The sequence below is a fragment of the Vibrio vulnificus NBRC 15645 = ATCC 27562 genome (assembly GCF_002224265.1).
Taxonomy (GTDB): domain Bacteria; phylum Pseudomonadota; class Gammaproteobacteria; order Enterobacterales; family Vibrionaceae; genus Vibrio; species Vibrio vulnificus.
In genome coordinates this window covers 2,179,889-2,196,019 of the sequence record NZ_CP012881.1, presented here as the reverse complement: position 1 = coordinate 2,196,019, position 16,131 = coordinate 2,179,889, and the positions used below count along the sequence as shown (strand labels likewise).

At 44.1% G+C, this 16,131-nt stretch carries 12 protein-coding genes; 3 read left to right on the top strand and 9 right to left on the bottom strand.

The annotated features are described in order from the left end of the window. Window positions 1-111: 111 nt before the first annotated feature. Together AOT11_RS10250 and ubiT are read right to left on the bottom strand one after the other, a co-directional pair. A complete protein-coding gene (locus AOT11_RS10250) occupies window positions 112-615 on the bottom strand; it encodes a GNAT family N-acetyltransferase (RefSeq protein ID WP_011079634.1) in 504 nt (167 codons plus the stop codon). Further along, a complete protein-coding gene (gene ubiT, locus AOT11_RS10245) occupies window positions 599-1,126 on the bottom strand; it encodes a ubiquinone anaerobic biosynthesis accessory factor UbiT (RefSeq protein ID WP_011079633.1) in 528 nt (175 codons plus the stop codon). The genes AOT11_RS10250 and ubiT overlap by 17 nt, the downstream gene beginning before the upstream one ends. Window positions 1,127-1,393: 267 nt before the next feature. On the opposite strand from ubiT, the gene AOT11_RS10240 reads away from it, so the two are divergent. The 3 genes from AOT11_RS10240 (at window position 1,394) to AOT11_RS10230 (ending at window position 5,469) form a co-directional block, all read left to right on the top strand. Further along, window positions 1,394-3,433 (top strand): EAL domain-containing protein, encoded by a 2,040-nt coding sequence (locus AOT11_RS10240; RefSeq protein WP_011151066.1) that lies wholly within the window; start codon window positions 1,394-1,396, stop codon window positions 3,431-3,433. A 126-nt stretch (window positions 3,434-3,559) separates the two neighbouring features. Continuing rightward, on the top strand, window positions 3,560-4,573 hold the full coding sequence (ubiU, locus tag AOT11_RS10235) for a ubiquinone anaerobic biosynthesis protein UbiU (protein ID WP_011151067.1): 1,014 nt from the start codon (window positions 3,560-3,562) through the stop codon (window positions 4,571-4,573). Window positions 4,574-4,590: 17 nt separating this feature from the next. After that, window positions 4,591-5,469 (top strand): U32 family peptidase, encoded by an 879-nt coding sequence (locus AOT11_RS10230; protein WP_049797940.1) that lies wholly within the window; start codon window positions 4,591-4,593, stop codon window positions 5,467-5,469. 90 nt (window positions 5,470-5,559) lie between these two features. On the opposite strand, the gene AOT11_RS10225 is transcribed toward AOT11_RS10230, so the two are convergent. The 7 genes from AOT11_RS10225 to AOT11_RS10195 all read right to left on the bottom strand — a co-directional run bounded on the left by AOT11_RS10225 (window position 5,560) and on the right by AOT11_RS10195 (window position 16,061). Then, window positions 5,560-6,891, bottom strand: coding sequence for an MATE family efflux transporter (locus tag AOT11_RS10225; RefSeq protein ID WP_049797942.1), 1,332 nt, complete (start codon window positions 6,889-6,891; stop codon window positions 5,560-5,562). 30 nt (window positions 6,892-6,921) lie between these two features. Next, the gene (locus tag AOT11_RS10220; protein ID WP_017419796.1) at window positions 6,922-7,335 is read right to left on the bottom strand and encodes a MarR family winged helix-turn-helix transcriptional regulator; all 414 of its coding nucleotides are present in this window, start codon (window positions 7,333-7,335) and stop codon (window positions 6,922-6,924) included. 180 nt (window positions 7,336-7,515) lie between these two features. Next, entirely contained in the window at window positions 7,516-8,424 is a 909-nt protein-coding gene (nlpI, locus tag AOT11_RS10215) for a lipoprotein NlpI (protein WP_017419795.1), read from the bottom strand. Window positions 8,425-8,544: 120 nt separating this feature from the next. Continuing rightward, window positions 8,545-10,671, bottom strand: a complete 2,127-nt coding sequence (gene pnp, locus AOT11_RS10210) for a polyribonucleotide nucleotidyltransferase (protein ID WP_011079626.1) — start codon at window positions 10,669-10,671, stop codon at window positions 8,545-8,547. 362 nt (window positions 10,672-11,033) lie between these two features. After that, window positions 11,034-11,738 carry a hypothetical protein gene (locus AOT11_RS10205; RefSeq protein WP_017419794.1) on the bottom strand — a complete coding sequence of 235 codons (705 nt, stop codon included), beginning with the start codon at window positions 11,736-11,738 and terminating at the stop codon, window positions 11,034-11,036. A 61-nt stretch (window positions 11,739-11,799) separates the two neighbouring features. After that, on the bottom strand, window positions 11,800-12,519 hold the full coding sequence (locus tag AOT11_RS10200; protein WP_017419793.1) for a hypothetical protein: 720 nt from the start codon (window positions 12,517-12,519) through the stop codon (window positions 11,800-11,802). Further along, complete coding sequence (locus tag AOT11_RS10195) at window positions 12,519-16,061, bottom strand: PAAR domain-containing protein (protein WP_017428706.1); 3,543 nt, start codon at window positions 16,059-16,061, stop codon at window positions 12,519-12,521. Before AOT11_RS10195 ends, AOT11_RS10200 begins: the two co-directional genes overlap by 1 nt. Between the last annotated feature and the right edge of the window lie 70 nt (window positions 16,062-16,131).

Below are 16,131 nucleotides of genomic sequence, written 5' to 3'. Positions count from 1 at the left end.
CTAACAAAAAAGCCCAGGAAAGTAATAACGAGATTGAGGAAATCACCTCAACTTAGGATAGCGCACCTAAGTTAAGGGTCATTCATTGAATCAGCAACTAAGCCGATTTCATCAAAGAGCAGCGAACTCTGGCGCGTATTCCACTCGCCCTTGCTTGGCATCAAACTCACCCGCCGCCATGGCAAATGCTTGAAACGCACCTTCTGGCACTGGCCATTGGCACTCAAAGCCCATCTCGCTGGCGGCAGTAAAACCAAAACGCTGATAGTACTGAGGATCACCCAAGACAAAACACGCTGGATAGCCAAACTCCAACAGCGAAGTTAATCCTTCTTTGACTAACGATGCGGCGATGCCTTGCTTTTGGTATTCCGCTTTGACCGCTAGTGGCGCAAGCCCCTGCCAGCCATTTTCTTCGCCATTCAACGTCATCGGCGTAAACATGACATGGCCAACCACTTCCCCTTCGTCGGTACAAGCCACCAACGACAGCGTCAGACGACCATTCTCTCTTAGTGTCATGACCAAGTTGGCTTCCGCGTCTGTTGGAAATACCTGTTTTAGCAGACTATCGATAACCAATATATCGGCCGGTGCTTCAGTTCGAATAAGCATTTGTTACCCCAATTTGTGTTTGAGGCGATTGTACTCCTTTATGAACAAAATCTGCTAACTGATTTAGCGCCAACTGCATGGCTTTTGGCAATTGCTCCAAATCAACGCTGTCCATTAGGTTTTTAACCTCTAGGCCAAGCTCGGTATCGCCTTCAATCGTCAAACGACGTTGGAAAAATAGCGTATCAGGATCTTCTTTTCTGCCAGCAATCAGCACTAAGTCATTTAAATTGCCTGAGAAGCACACATCTTCCGAAACGGGCTGTTCGGCAATAACAAGTTGATCATTTTGATAACTTATGAACCAATGCAGCTTGAGATCTTTCACCTCTACCTTCAACCACTTATCTTCCAAAAATTCAAAATCGCCATCTTCTAAAGCTTCTTTGAAGACCAGTTTGAGCCCTTCAAGCAAGACTTTTTTATGTACAATTTGAGGCAATAACTGGACTGGAGATCGCAAAATTGATGCGGCATTTTGAACTAGTTGACTGCGAATCTTGTTTATCACGCTTATTTTCCGTTACTTTGTCATAAATGCGACTATCTTAGTTGATAGCATGTGATGAATTACTGTTGTGCGTCAAAAAACAATTTCATATCGCGTTGTTTAAAATAATAACAATCAGCGACGTTTTTTTGACCTTGAATGAAATATTGTCACACTTGTACTGATAAAGCCTTTAATAACGCTATTATCACAGTTATAGTGATTGCGTTTCAGCGATTTCATGACATGGACGATTAATTACGCTCTCTGGAGACGGGTAGTACTTTGATGCCTTCCAAGCAAATGCACCATTGGTTTAATAAACTGACTTCTAATAGCCCTTTTTTCTTCGCTATTCTTGATAAGCAACATAACTATTGCTTGGTGAATGAACGTTATTGCGACGTTGCGGGGTTAGCTCAGGAAGAGCTAATAGGGATGAATGATGCGCAAATTTTAGGTGACAACTTTTACCAAAAGCTAAAGCCTTACTACGACCGAGCTCTGCTCGGTGAAAGTATTGAGGCCGAAATCACCCTAGATGAAACCGATCTTGAAACCAGTTTGCATTTTAGTTTGTCCCCAGTGGAAGGCGGTGAACAGATTTCTCACCTCCTTTTTCAAGCGATTGACACCTCTGAAAAACACATTCTCGTCAAATCCCTAGAAGAGTCAGAAACCAAGTTTTCTCGTTTAACGCAGTTGCTGCCCGATGGTTTACTACTGGTAGAAGAAGACACCATTCTCTCTGCAAACCCCGCTGCAGCTAGGCTGCTTGGTTTCAACTCGCAGCATGACTTGCTTGGTGAAGAGCTCAGTCGATTATTTATGGATGAGAAGAGCAAGATGGTGTTTAGCCATAAACTCTGCTCACTGCTTTCCGAAAAAGCGTTTGTCTGTATGACCAGTGCACGCTGTGGCTTTGAGCGCCGCGTTCAGTTGCATGCAGATTTCACCACCGTACTGGGCAACCAATCTCAAATCATCTTGATCCAAGATGCTGATGAAACGCCAAAACATCTTTCGGTGAAAAACAGCGATGATATTCATATCGATTCCCTGACGAAGCTCTACAACCGCTTCGGTTTTACCAAACGTCTGGAGCAGTTGATTAAGAGCCAAACGCCCTTGTTGTTGTTTTATCTCGATATCGATAACTTCAAAAATATCAATGACTCACTAGGCCACCACATCGGTGACAAAGTGATTCTTGAAGTGGCAGCTCGTCTGAAACGCCTGTTGCCACAACACTCGGTGATTGGCCATCTTGGCGGTGATGAATTTGGCGTGATCTTGCCAGAGCCAGAAAACAACCGCATGGCCGAGTTGCTCTCTGAGCGCATCATCTCCTTAATTAATCAGCCATTTGATTTACACCATTTCAGCAAGCGTCTTGCCTGTTCTATCGGCAGTGTTCGTTATCCTGAAGATGGCCAAGATGCACGCGTACTGTTGCAAAATGCCGATACCGCGATGTACGAAGCCAAAGATCGTGGCCGTAACCGACTCATCAAGTTTAACGACCAGATGAACAAAGAAGCACGTATGCGCCTCTGGTTGGAGATCGAACTGCAAAAAGCGCTACAGCAAAATGGCCTTGAAGTATGGTATCAGCCGAAAGTTAATGCGCGTGACTTCAGCATTAATGGCGCCGAAGCGTTAGTACGCTGGAAGCACCCTGTCGAAGGATATATTAGCCCTGCAGCCTTCATTCCTGTCGCTGAAAAAGCAGGTCTGATTGAGCACTTAGGTCGTGTGGTCATGCGTGATGTCTTCAATACGGTCAAACGCTGGAAACTCCAAGGAATTCTGCCGGGTCGCGTTGCGATTAACTTATCGCCAGAGCAATTTGGCAACCCTCAGTTGATCGACTTTATGGAAAAACTCCTGCGAACCACAGAGTTAGACCCAAACTGCATCACCTTCGAGCTGACCGAAAGTGCGGTAATGAGTGACAGTGACCACACCATTCAGATGCTCAACGCGATTAAGAAACTGGGCTTCTCACTCTCCATCGATGACTTTGGGACCGGCTATTCCTCACTGGCATATTTGGCCCGCTTCCCAATTGATGAGCTGAAGATCGACCGCGCATTTATCAACGACATTGACGTTTTACCAAAGCAGGTCACGGTGATTGAAAACATCATTAATCTCGGTAAATCTCTCAATCTCACCGTGGTGGCCGAAGGGGTAGAAACTCATCAGCAAGCAGCACTCCTGTCAAATTTGCGCTGCCACTCGATCCAAGGGTTTCATTTCCATCGCCCTCAGCCTAAACATGAGATAGAAGAACTGTTTGCACAAAATCGTCGCCATAAAAACTGACCTTCTCCCCTCTCCAAAAGAGGTAAATCTCAATTTATTGCGTCAAACCTAACTTACATCAATTCTGCTATTCATATTCCTTCATAAAATGCCCACACCCTTTTCGTCTCAATTTGTAGTGAGCATATGGAACTCCTTTGCCCAGCAGGTAATCTTCCTGCTCTAAAAACCGCCATCGACTGCGGTGCCGATGCGGTGTATATCGGCTTTAAAGATGATACAAATGCCCGTCATTTCGCTGGACTGAACTTCAGCGGGAAAAAACTCGAGAAAGCGGTTCAATACGTCCACGATCACCAGAAAAAAATTCACGTCGCCTTGAACACATTTGCGCATCCCGATGGCTTTGAGCGTTGGACAAACGCGGTCGATATGGCGGCGGCATTGGGTATCGATGCTCTGATCGTTGCCGACATCGCGGTGTTAGAATATGCAGCACGAAAATACCCGCACCTTGAACTGCATTTATCGGTTCAAGCCTCGGCAACCAATGTTGCAGCCGTCGAGTTTTATCAGCAGAATTTCAATGTTAAACGCGTTGTACTACCTCGCGTGCTGTCGATTCATCAAGTGAAGCAACTGTCACGCAATATCCCACAAGGGGTCGAGTTGGAGGTATTTGCCTTTGGTAGCTTGTGCATCATGTCAGAAGGCCGCTGCTACTTGTCTTCCTATTTAACGGGAGAGTCTCCCAATACCGTCGGTGCTTGCTCACCCGCCAAATATGTGCGCTGGCAAGAAACTCCAACGGGGTTAGAGTCACGTCTCAACAACATTTTAATCGACAAGTATGGCCATGGTGAAAACGCAGGCTATCCGACGCTATGTAAAGGCCGCTTTGATGCCCACATAGAGGGGGAATCCAAACGCTACCACGCACTAGAAGAGCCAACCAGCCTCAACACGCTGTCGTTGCTGCCTGAACTGTTTGCCGCGAATGTCGCCTCGGTAAAAATCGAAGGCCGTCAGCGTAGCCCTGCCTATGTAGAACAAGTGACCCGAACTTGGCGAGCGGCGATTGATCGTTACCAAGCGAATCCGCAAGCCTACCAAGTGGAAGAGGCTTGGAATGCCGCACTGGCGAACGTCTCAGAAGGGACACAAACCACGCTCGGTGCTTATCATCGTCAATGGCAATAAGGATTCAAGGAAACAAGATGAAATACTCACTCGGTCCGCTACTTTACTTCTGGCCCAAACAGAACGTTGAAGACTTTTACCATCAAGCGAAAAACAGCTCTGCCGACATCATCTATTTGGGGGAATCGGTCTGCTCTAAACGCCGTGAAATGAAACCTGCGCACTGGTTTGAGTTAGCGAAAGAGCTTTCCGCTGCAGGCAAACAAGTTGTACTTTCTACCATGGCACTGCTCGAAGCCCCAAGCGAAATCAACGTGATGAAAAAGTACATCGACAACGGTGACTTTGCCATTGAAGCGAACGACGTATCCGCTATTCAGCTGGCGTTTGAAAAGCGTGTTCCCTTTGTTGTTGGCCCAGCAGTCAATACATACAATGCGCACACGCTCAAATTGTTTCTTAAACAAGGGATGATTCGTTGGTGCATGCCTGTCGAGTTGTCTCGAGAATGGTTGCAAAATGTATTGACCCAATGCGATGAAGTGGGCATTCGCAACCAGTTTGAAGTAGAAGTCTTTAGCCATGGCTATTTGCCACTCGCGTATTCCGCGCGCTGCTTTACCGCCCGCGCAGAAAACAAAGCCAAAGACGACTGTGAAACCTGCTGCATCAAATACCCAACGGGCATTCAAGTGCACAGCCAAGAAGGCCAAGCGGTATTCAATCTCAATGGCATCCAGACGCAATCCGGTTACTGCTACAACCTGATTAATGATCTCCCTGCCATGCAAGGATTGGTGGATGTGGTGCGTGTCAGCCCATTGGGGCTAGAAACATTTACGACCGTAGATCAATTTCGCGCCAACGAACAAGGTGCACAGCCGCGCCAAATCGAAGATCGTCAATGCAATGGCTACTGGCACCAAATTGCAGGCCTAGAGGTGAAAAATCTCTAGGTTTATCTCGCTCCAACAACAAAGAGGGCTTGCGCCCTCTTTGCTATCTTATCGCTCTATTTCCCTACTCTTCCATGTTCTTTCATATACCTACGCTTCAACCCACTGATTTTTAGGCATTCGTTTGATATCGCGCCATAGCATAACCGCCACCACTAAGGTCAGTGCAATATTTGACAATGGGAAAGCCAGCCAAACCCCAGTAATACCGAGCAATTTAGGCATAATGAAGAGAAACGGCAGTTGCACCATCATGTTGCCAATACTGACGAACAACGCCTTTCCACCACGGTTCACCGATTGATAGTAGGCCGCTGTCACCACCAGAAAGCCATCTAAAAACATGGCAAACATATGGAGTCGTATTCCCGTAATGGTGTGCTGAGTCAGTTCAGCGTCGTTCGCATTAAACACCGCCACCACTTGCTCAGGGAATAGATTCAATAAACCAATAAACACCATGCCCGTCAGCACCGCAGAGCTCATCGCAATTTTGAGTAACTTTTTGATATGGTCACTGTGCCCAGCCCCATGATAGAAACTCGCCAACGGCTGCATACCATTGGCAATCCCTTCTGCAATCAAATAATAGACAACGATGATGTAACCAAGAATCGCATAAGCCCCCACCAACACAGGGCTACCATAGCTCAGCAACAAGCTATTGTGCAGCGCCACCATCATGGAGCCATAGGCGTACATAAAAAAGCTCGATGTCCCGATAGCGAAAATTTGTGGCAACAAACGCCATTGAAACGAGAAATTGCACTTCGACAAACGCAGTTTGGCTTTGCGTGAAAAAAAGTATCTGAGCCCCACCAATAGCACCACCATTTGAGCCAATGCTGTGGCGATTGCTGCTCCCGTTAACTGCCACTGCAATAGGCCGATAAATAGGTAATCGAGAACGATATTGGTGATCGCTCCCAACACCATCAGCATCGTTGCCAAATTGGGGCTGCCATCATTGCGCAGCAAAATCGGCATGGCGATCGAGCCCAAGGTGAACAAACAAGAAAACACCAATACGTCGAGATATTGCAAGCCAAGTTGGAACACCTCTCCTTCTGCGCCTTGCAAATGCAGAAAATCATCCGCAAAACACCAGAGCAAAATCGACACCACTGGGCTCATCAACAGCAACAACACCAGGCCCGTCGACAACACGGCTTGCGCTTTTTGCGGTTGCTTCTCACCAAGTCGGATAGAAGCCAGCGCGCCAGTTCCTACTCCCACCATTAAACCGATACCCAAAATGGAGCCAATCAGTGGCCATGCCACATTAATCCCTGCAAGCCCTGCTGCACCAACATAATGGCCAATAAAAATACCATCCACCACTTGATATAAGCCGTTCACAAGCATGGCGGCAATAGTGGGTATGGTATAGCGCCAAAATTGGCGATAAATAGACGTATTCATCAATGAAAGCTCGACATCGATTCTAAGAAACTAAAACGTAAGTGCTTTACTGAGCAATGAGACGAGCTGTTGCTGCTCTTCATCACTCAACTGCCCTGCGACTTGCTCAGCCAATATGCGGTAAACCATCGCTTCCTGTGCTAAATAGTGCAGCGCTTTCTCTGTCAGCACCACACGCTTCACTCTTGCATCATGCAGACAATGAGCTCGGCTCACCAATCCTTTTCGCTCTAAACGCGTCACCATATTGGTCGCAGAAGGTTTAGACACTTCCATTTCCAACGCAAGATCCGTGATACGTATCGGTTCTTGCGCATTTTGAATCACTTTCAGGTAGTCATATTCACTAAAACTCAACTGCAAGATAGGATCGTCTTTGCTGTGCTTTCGCCACACTTTTGCCGCAAAGCGCTCCATTTTTTCGAGATGGGTGCTGAGGCTCATTATTCAACCATTAAAATAGTTAGCAAGGCTAACTATTTTAATCTTGTTATTGAAATTAGCAATCCACTAAAACAAACCGAGTACACTTTTATTCACCGTGAATAGGCTGGAAAGAAAAGAAACCCTCGATCATCATCGATGTCGAGGGTTTCTATTGTTCGGGATGACGCTCTTGCTGGTCTAAGGTGTAGTTTTCGCCTGAGCTTTTGCAAGACGTTCTGACTGAAGCTGCTGATAGATATTGCCAAGCTCTAAAAATGCGTAGCGATGCTCAACGTACTCATAAACATTGAAAGAGATCGCTAACTTATACAAAGAGATCGCATTGGCAAAGTCACCTTTCTGCTGGTAGCGCTTGGCAAGATAGAAATAGACTTCGGTTAAACGCTGCGCCAGTAGCACGTTTTCACGAGATGCATCAATGATCGCTTTGAACGCCTGCTCCTCAGACACTTGCTCACCCATTAACGCAACCAACACCCATCCCCACTCTTCACTGCGCTGTTGATAGCGAGTCAGTAAATCCGCCTTGGCTTGAACAGGATCGAGATCCGATTCAATGATGTAGAGCCAAAGCACGCGAAACGGATCTTGCGGATCATCTTGATAATGCTTCTGCATCTCTTCTTTTGCCAGATCCAAACGGCCACCGTAATAGAGTGCAATAGCACGATTGCGCTCCGCATAACTATTGCTTGGGTCGAGCTCTAACGTTGAGTCGAATGCTTCGTAAGCGGCATCATATTCACCCACTTGTGTGAAATAGACGCCCAATAAATTAAAAATATCTGGCTGTGCAGGATTTAACTGCAGAGACTGATTAAAATCGAGTCTGGCTAAATCACGCAAACCGACACTGTCATAGTAGTTACCACGTTCGTAATGCATTTTCGCACGAACTTCATCACTGAGATCAGTGCGTTGCAGCAATTGTGACAAACGCGCAATTTGCACCTCTTGCTGAACACTCGCCTGCAATGGCACTGCCATTGGCGGATACACCCACTGACTCTTGTTGCCACTGGTGGTTGATGCACAGCCTGTTGTCGCTAACGCGATGCACAGACTAACGGTTTGAAACCATTTCACTAAAAGGCACTCCTGTGAAGACTGCGAAAATAAAAAGGGGAGCTCAATGCTCCCCTTTATAACATGCTTTCAGGCTTTTAAGCGAGAAAAGCCCTAGACAAGTATGTGTCAACGTGAAGATTACTCTTCTTCTGCCGCTGGCGCTTCTGCTTCAACTGGCTTTTCTACCGCTTCTTTCATACTTAGACGAACGCGGCCTTGGCGGTCGATTTCAAGCACTTTAACTTGAACTTCTTGGCCTTCAGTCAGGTAGTCAGACACTTTCTCTACACGCTTGTCAGCGATTTGAGAAATGTGAACAAGACCATCTTTACCAGGAAGAATCGTTACGAACGCACCAAAATCTGCTAGGCGAGCAACTTTACCCGTGTAGATTACGCCCACTTCCACTTCAGCGGTGATCTCTTGAATACGACGAATCGCTTCTTTTGCCGCTGCACCTTCAGTTGCTGCAATCTTGATGGTACCGTCGTCTTCGATTTCGATGGTTGTGCCTGTCTCTTCAGTTAGAGCACGGATCACTGCACCGCCTTTACCGATAACGTCTTTGATCTTGTCTGCGCTGATCTTCATCGTGTGGATGCGAGGAGCGAACTCAGAGATATCGTCACGAGCACCAGAGATAGCTTGATCCATTACAGATAGGATGTGCTTACGTGCACCTTGAGCTTGGTTAAGCGCAATTTGCATGATCTCTTTCGTGATACCTTCGATCTTGATGTCCATTTGAAGTGCAGTGATACCAGTAGAAGTACCTGCAACTTTAAAGTCCATGTCACCTAGGTGGTCTTCGTCACCAAGGATATCTGAAAGAACAACAAAATCGTCGCCTTCTTTAACCAGACCCATTGCGATACCAGCAACAGAAGCCTTGATTGGCACACCCGCGTCCATAAGCGCTAGAGAAGTACCACATACAGAAGCCATTGAAGATGAACCGTTAGATTCTGTGATTTCTGAAACAACACGTACTGTGTATGGGAACTCATCAATTGATGGCATTACTGCAGCAATACCACGCTTCGCAAGTTTACCGTGACCGATTTCACGACGCTTCGGAGAACCTACAAAACCCGTTTCGCCTACACAGTATGGAGGGAAGTTGTAGTGTAGTAGGAAGTAATCTTTCTTCTCACCCGTTAGCTCGTCGATGATTTGCGCATCACGTTGAGTACCTAGCGTCGCCGTTACGAGCGCCTGAGTCTCACCACGAGTGAATAGTGAAGAACCGTGAGTACGTGGAAGAACGCCAGTACGTACATCTAGTGCACGAACCATGTCTTTTTCACGGCCATCGATACGTGGGTTGCCAGCAATGATGCTACGACGCACTACAGTCTTCTCAAGATCGTGGAAGATAGTGTGAATTTCTTTTGCATCTGCTTCTGGATCTTCAGCAAGGATAACTGCATTAACTTCTGCCGCAATCTCATGGATACGGTCGTAACGAGCCATCTTTTCAGTAATTTTGTAAGCTTCAACAAGTTTCGCTTCTGCTAGATCAGCCACTTTCTCGTTAAGAGCTGTGTTCGCTTCAGGAGCAACCCAGTTCCAAGATGGCGTCGCAACTTCTGCTGCGAATTCGTTGATTGCTTTGATCACTGCTTGTTGTTGGTCGTGACCAAATACCACTGCAGATAGCATTTCTTCTTCAGTAAGGTTGTCAGCTTCTGACTCAACCATTAGCACTGCAGATTCAGTACCCGCAACAACAAGATCTAGACGAGATGCGTTTAGTTCAGTGTTGCTTGGGTTTAGTACGAGTTGACCGTCAATGTGACCAACACGTGCCGCGCCGATAGGACCGTTGAATGGGATACCAGAGATAGCAAGCGCTGCAGATGTACCAATCATTGTTGGGATATCTGGCTGTACGTCTGGGTTAACAGACACTACCGTTGCGATAACTTGTACTTCGTTATTAAAACCCTCAGGGAATAGAGGACGAATTGGGCGGTCGATTAGACGAGCAGTCAGCGTTTCACCTTCAGAAGGACGGCCTTCACGCTTGAAGAAACCACCTGGGATTTTACCTGCAGCGTAAGTACGCTCTTGGTAGTTTACGGTTAGAGGGAAGAAGTCCTGACCTGGAACTGCTTCTTTCTTACCGACAACAGAAACAAATACTGCAGTGTCATCCATAGTAACCATAACAGCAGCGGTTGCTTGACGTGCGATAACGCCAGTTTCTAGAGTAACCGTGTGGTTACCGTACTGGAACGTTTTAACAACTGGTTTTTCGAACATTGTTATTCCTTGTTGCCGAAAATAAATTCGGACGTTGGTATTAGGTCTCAAAACATTGCATATCGCGACTAGTGCAAAGAGCCTGACAGCAAGCTATTTGGAATAGTCGCGACCTATTGGTCGACAGACTGACGGCAATGCATTGAGGTGTAAATGCTCAACAACTAAGGTTGAGACGCGGGGTAGTATAAACCACTTCATACCTACACGCTATTCGGTAGGTCAAGATTCTAAATCACCGCCACACTATGATTAAAAATCAGGCAATCCTTTTTAACCCTGTAGCCACAGATAAACTTAGCTAACCAGAGATGTTTGGCTCCTCCCTGCTTTGATAGCAGCGATAATACATCTTTATCAATTCAGTTTTTCACCAATACCACATCAGTAACATCAAAATTGTTTTTTAAATGAAAAATCAGTTGATACAATTGTGAGCGAGAAATATAAATACTACCAATTCTTTCAAAATCATATATCTCCAAACTTCTCATTTCATCGCTATATTTACTTATAAAATAAATCCTATTGACGGACACATCATATTTGATAACAAAAGAATTTGGTAGAATATGAATTTCACTAATTTCATCTTCAGATTTATCATACGAAATGAAAAATGGGACAATAAAAATAAAAAACATCAATCCATATTCATTAAACATTATAATAAAAATAATACCAATTAAAACAACCGTTATACTTACAGCCCTATGATATTGGTCAATATACTTATGCACATTACTTACCGAAGTATATCTAATACCTGCACTAGTAAGTTCATAATAGTAAGTTTTTGGTTTAAATCCTGTAGCCCTAACCAATAGACCAGCCAAAAGAGAAAAGAAAGACACAAATAAGATAAGATAATGTGATTCAGAACTAGTTCCACTTAAGGAAAATAAAGATGGTATACCAAAGACAACCAAAGCAACAGAAGACTCTTCTAACATTGCTCTCCTTGGCGTAAAATTCCAATATAAAATCGATTCCAATTCAAATATCTTTTCATTCTTATCCGAAATTTCGTTCTTTATATCTTGTTCATCCAATGAAAGAAAATTCATCTAAGCACCAAAATAAATAATTATGTTTTATATACATTCAATTAAATATACAACTCAAACGTTAAGAATTAAACCATTTACAACTCTTAACCTCTTTAATATCTATTACATTAAACTCCTTTTTAACGTAAAAAAGCAACTGATGTAATTTATTTGGCGATATATAGACATCTCCTATAGTTAAAAAGTCATATATACCAATACTCATCATTTCTTTTTCGTACTTAGGATTAAAAGCTATCTCCTGCCGAGAACGATGATAACGAATATAAAAACTATTAGGGAGAATATATGTTTTATATTCTTTCAATTTACGATGATTCGACATAAGTTTCGCATGAAGAAGCCCAGCACCTACACCAGCTAATGCGGCCGGGCCAATAAATATCATTGCTAGCATACTAACAGCTATAATTACACCCCCACCAGCACGAGAGAACTTGTAAAAAAACTCATGTACATTTTCTTCTACCGTATAACGAACACCTACTTTTGTCAGTTCGTAATAGAATAACCTTGGTTGATGAAGTGTAAATCTAAAATATAAAGCCATCAATATTGACATAACCAAAACAAAGGAGAATAAATAGATATCAGAGCCCAAAAACAATAATAACGATGGCATAAAGGCTAGTATGAAAATCTCAAAAAACTTGTCTTCAAACGATCTCTTATTTGTACAACTCCAAGAAAAAACCACATCAGCTTTGGATATCTCTTCATTCTTATAATCTATCTCTCGCTTAATGGCCCGTTCATCCAATGAGTAAAAATCCGACATTATTTACGTCCTATAATTTGATATGCTTCACCAATCACTTCTCGTACATCATTGAAAGAAACTGAACACTGCCCTTCTCCTTTTCCTGAGACTAGATAACATATATCACTCTCATCACTAGCATAAGTCACATTTACTCGTAAACCAGTACGACTTTCCATCGCTATCTCATAGAAATACTGGCCTTCTTCCTGCCCCCACTTTCCACTTGTTGGATTAATGGTCGCATTATTTAATATGGTCAGAACAAAACCTTGCTCTGGGTCTGGAACGTAAAATCGGCATACATAACGACACAACGGGCTATTAACAGCCATTTTGGTAGTTGAGGCATGATAATAACCTTCACTGCTTGGCGTTGTTTTTTTCATCCCATAAGGAAACACGCTAGCTTGTTCTCTGATTTCTACTCTTGGCTTCAACGCTATCTTTTTGTACTCAAATAGCTCTTTCTCTTTACTCAAGTTTGCATTATGATTTCCCCACCTAGATTCCGATAGCCATTTTTCAATCTCATTTTTCTTACTAAGTTCATAAAGGATGGAAACCAAAACAATCGCCCCTCCAGCCCATCCTCCAACAGTAACCATCCAAGGCGCAAGCAAAACTCCAACTGCTTTTTTAGAGACAAAAGCCCGAACATAAAGCCTAAAATAAACTACGAATTGTGTCCCATAGAAGAACACTAAAACTGATAGAAGTGATCGTTCGTACAAACTGTTTGACTTAATATATAAACGATGAATTTTTAGAACTTCCCAAAATGACACCATCACACCAAAAACCGAACTAATCGCAATGGAAGATATATATGCCCTTGTAATACTTAGACCTTTAAAATTAATATTTTTTATATGAGAAACCCTACTTACCTTCATGCTTTTAAAATCACCAATTGAACGAGTTAAATAATCACCAGTAATATTCCTAATTAAATCTCCAGTGGAAGAAATTAACCACATCAGTCCAATTCCAACATCTTGAAGTGCTTTGCTATGTACATCAGAGCCTTTGCCAGTATCACCTAGCGTTCCACTAAGCATATTTAAGTTGATACTATTGAGCAGTACCGTTAATGCCGCATTACCACCAACTGAGCTATAAGCAGTACTCGCTTGTGTAAACTTTCCTCCCACCAACTGCATATAACGCGCGCGTAAGGCCTTGCGACTTTGGCGGAAACTTTCGTCGGCACGAATAGAGATCAAGTCCGGATGTTCCACCAATTTTTCAAGTAACGATATTCTCAGTTTTTTATACAGGTTGTATTTTCGGACCGGCCATATTGTGTGCTTGCCTAGTTTGTAATATTCATCAGAGAGTTCTTTAACCAACTGCTTAAACTCTTTCCGAAATCGCTGCGTTCCATTGATATAGTCATCATTAAATCTCGGTACTTCCTGTTTTATCCGATGCCACCAAATGGCCCTTTTTATTTCAAAAATCAGAGGAGGACTCGATATACGATCAGGATAGATATAGAGCAACAAATGGTTCAAATAGTCACTCAGCGCTCCTTTCAAAGTTTTGCCCAATATATCGAGTACTGCGCGAGCTTCTTCGGTTAGTTCTCGTAGCCATATCGCATCACGTCCTGTACCGTATTGCATCAGATCTTTTAATTTATCAAATGCCCCAACGATATTGGTATAGTGGGGAACTAGATTTATTGATTCGGTATTATCCAGCTCTCGCGTTACCGCAAAGCTAAGGGATTCACTGCCGCCATAGGGGGCAAAGGAGAGAATATTTCGTCCCGCTAAAAACTCATTTAACTTTTTAAGTTCTCGTTCACGGTTTTGCACCGCTAGTTGCATGGTGGTAAAGATTTCATGGGTGAGGACAATGTAGTGATTCATACCCTCTTGTGTGTAGATATCTATGCCATAACGCATAGGGTCGACGACGTCAGCCCCCTGTAAACCTGAGTATAACTCACGCATATAGAGGTCGATCTTCGTCTCTGCCTCTCCCAACTTGGATTCCATCTCGTTACTGAATCGATCCAGTTTTTTCCAATTGACTTCATCGACGTACTTTCGTCTTTCAAACCAGAGCTTATGATCAAGTTCATCTGGCACATAGTCCCAGCGTTCTCGTAATATTCTTAACCCTTTGGAACCGTGTGTAGAGTGCTCCTTAGTATTTAGGCTCACATAACTTTGTTTTTGTTGCTTTGCGACTAATTCAGTAACATCCGCCTCGCGCTCCTTAAAATAGGCATGTAAATCAGCTTCAAAATAAGGATAGGTTGATTTATTGATGTTTGAACTCCACTTCGATTCAGGCACTTGCACTCGCGCCAAACTTCGCGCGATACGTGCCATCTCAAGCTTATGAAATTCGTCTTCATCTTTCGTTATTGAAAGGTTGTCCATAATTGGCAGATTTAGTGGAATGGTGAGATCAAGCACATCAGAAAGTACATCATCCAATGCTACGACTAACTTCACCTCGCCTTGAGCGTTTCGTAGCCAGTCTCCGGCTGCAAAGGTTTTTTTGGTAGTCACCAACTTGCTCATTATGGCTTCAGCGGTCGGATTACTCTCGGCCTCATCTCCTGAATCTACTTTAGCCGGCTCTCGCAATGAAACTGAGCTCATTATAAAATCGTGTGGACACGTATCCATATCCGAAACATGTTCGAGCGTCGATTCATCACCAACATGCCACTGTTCTCCTTCGATACAAACCACTCGACGCATCCATCGATGTCTTAAACTCGAATCTTGTTTGAGGGTATCAACAATACGCTTTGTCCATTGTATTAATGAAAAAGCGATATGCAGGGTTGTGCCTTCGAGATAGATATTTGCACCGCCAGTAAGTGATGCGCCTTCTACTTTATACTCCGTTATCTCTTGAGTAAGGTCGTCATAAATATAAAGCCATCCATCGCGCAACTGACGTAGCACGTAGGGTGTCGATATTGACAGAGGCCCGCGGCCTAGTACCGATTCAGGCGTCTGCCTTTCTATGTCAATTGCATAACGAATAGGAACAATGGAAAATATTTTCGGCTCATGATTCTGATCTGTCGACTGACCAGGATATACGGTATTGCTATCTACAGCCGATGATGTCGAGGAACCATTCGCTGACGTATGTGACGCCGATGAGGGTAAATCTTGAGGCTCGCTTGAGAGAGGGTTACTTTGCTTTGTTGGGGGTGCTACCTGTTTATCTTCATTGCTTTGCAGGCGAGAGTCGCTACTTGCAACTGCAGAGTCTTGTGGGTCGGGATAGCACCCAGCATCACCAATAAACACATTAGGGCTACCGCCAATGATGACACCGCCGTGATTGGTACTGTCAAACATTCGAGCTGCAGGCTTGCCATTAATGAATACGGAAGATGAGCCTTGTTTTATGCTATCAGGAGGCCCCACACAAACCATGGAATCTCCCTTTCTTGCTGCAGGCACTCCGTTAATCATGACATTACTTGAACCAGTTGTGATCGGCCCTCCCACGTGAGGAATCTTCCCAGTCTTTTTGGGACAAAGATGATTATGACCTATCGTGGCTGCAGGTTTTGACATGACCTTGTATCTCGTTGATGGCATTACAGAATTGCCGAAATTTTGCACACAACATATTGGTGTGTAAAAC

What these genes read in the sequence shown, in the direction of transcription:
- AOT11_RS10250 (WP_011079634.1), bottom strand. Translation starts at nt 615, where the DNA reads ATGCTTATTCGAACTGAAGCACCGGCCGATATATTGGTTATCGATAGT.
- AOT11_RS10240 (WP_011151066.1), top strand. Translation starts at nt 1,394, where the DNA reads ATGCCTTCCAAGCAAATGCACCATTGGTTTAATAAACTGACTTCTAAT.
- ubiU (WP_011151067.1), top strand. Translation starts at nt 3,560, where the DNA reads ATGGAACTCCTTTGCCCAGCAGGTAATCTTCCTGCTCTAAAAACCGCC.
- AOT11_RS10230 (WP_049797940.1), top strand. Translation starts at nt 4,591, where the DNA reads ATGAAATACTCACTCGGTCCGCTACTTTACTTCTGGCCCAAACAGAAC.
- AOT11_RS10225 (WP_049797942.1), bottom strand. Translation starts at nt 6,891, where the DNA reads ATGAATACGTCTATTTATCGCCAATTTTGGCGCTATACCATACCCACT.
- AOT11_RS10220 (WP_017419796.1), bottom strand. Translation starts at nt 7,335, where the DNA reads ATGAGCCTCAGCACCCATCTCGAAAAAATGGAGCGCTTTGCGGCAAAA.
- pnp (WP_011079626.1), bottom strand. Translation starts at nt 10,671, where the DNA reads ATGTTCGAAAAACCAGTTGTTAAAACGTTCCAGTACGGTAACCACACG.
- AOT11_RS10205 (WP_017419794.1), bottom strand. Translation starts at nt 11,738, where the DNA reads ATGAATTTTCTTTCATTGGATGAACAAGATATAAAGAACGAAATTTCG.
- AOT11_RS10200 (WP_017419793.1), bottom strand. Translation starts at nt 12,519, where the DNA reads ATGTCGGATTTTTACTCATTGGATGAACGGGCCATTAAGCGAGAGATA.
- AOT11_RS10195 (WP_017428706.1), bottom strand. Translation starts at nt 16,061, where the DNA reads ATGTCAAAACCTGCAGCCACGATAGGTCATAATCATCTTTGTCCCAAA.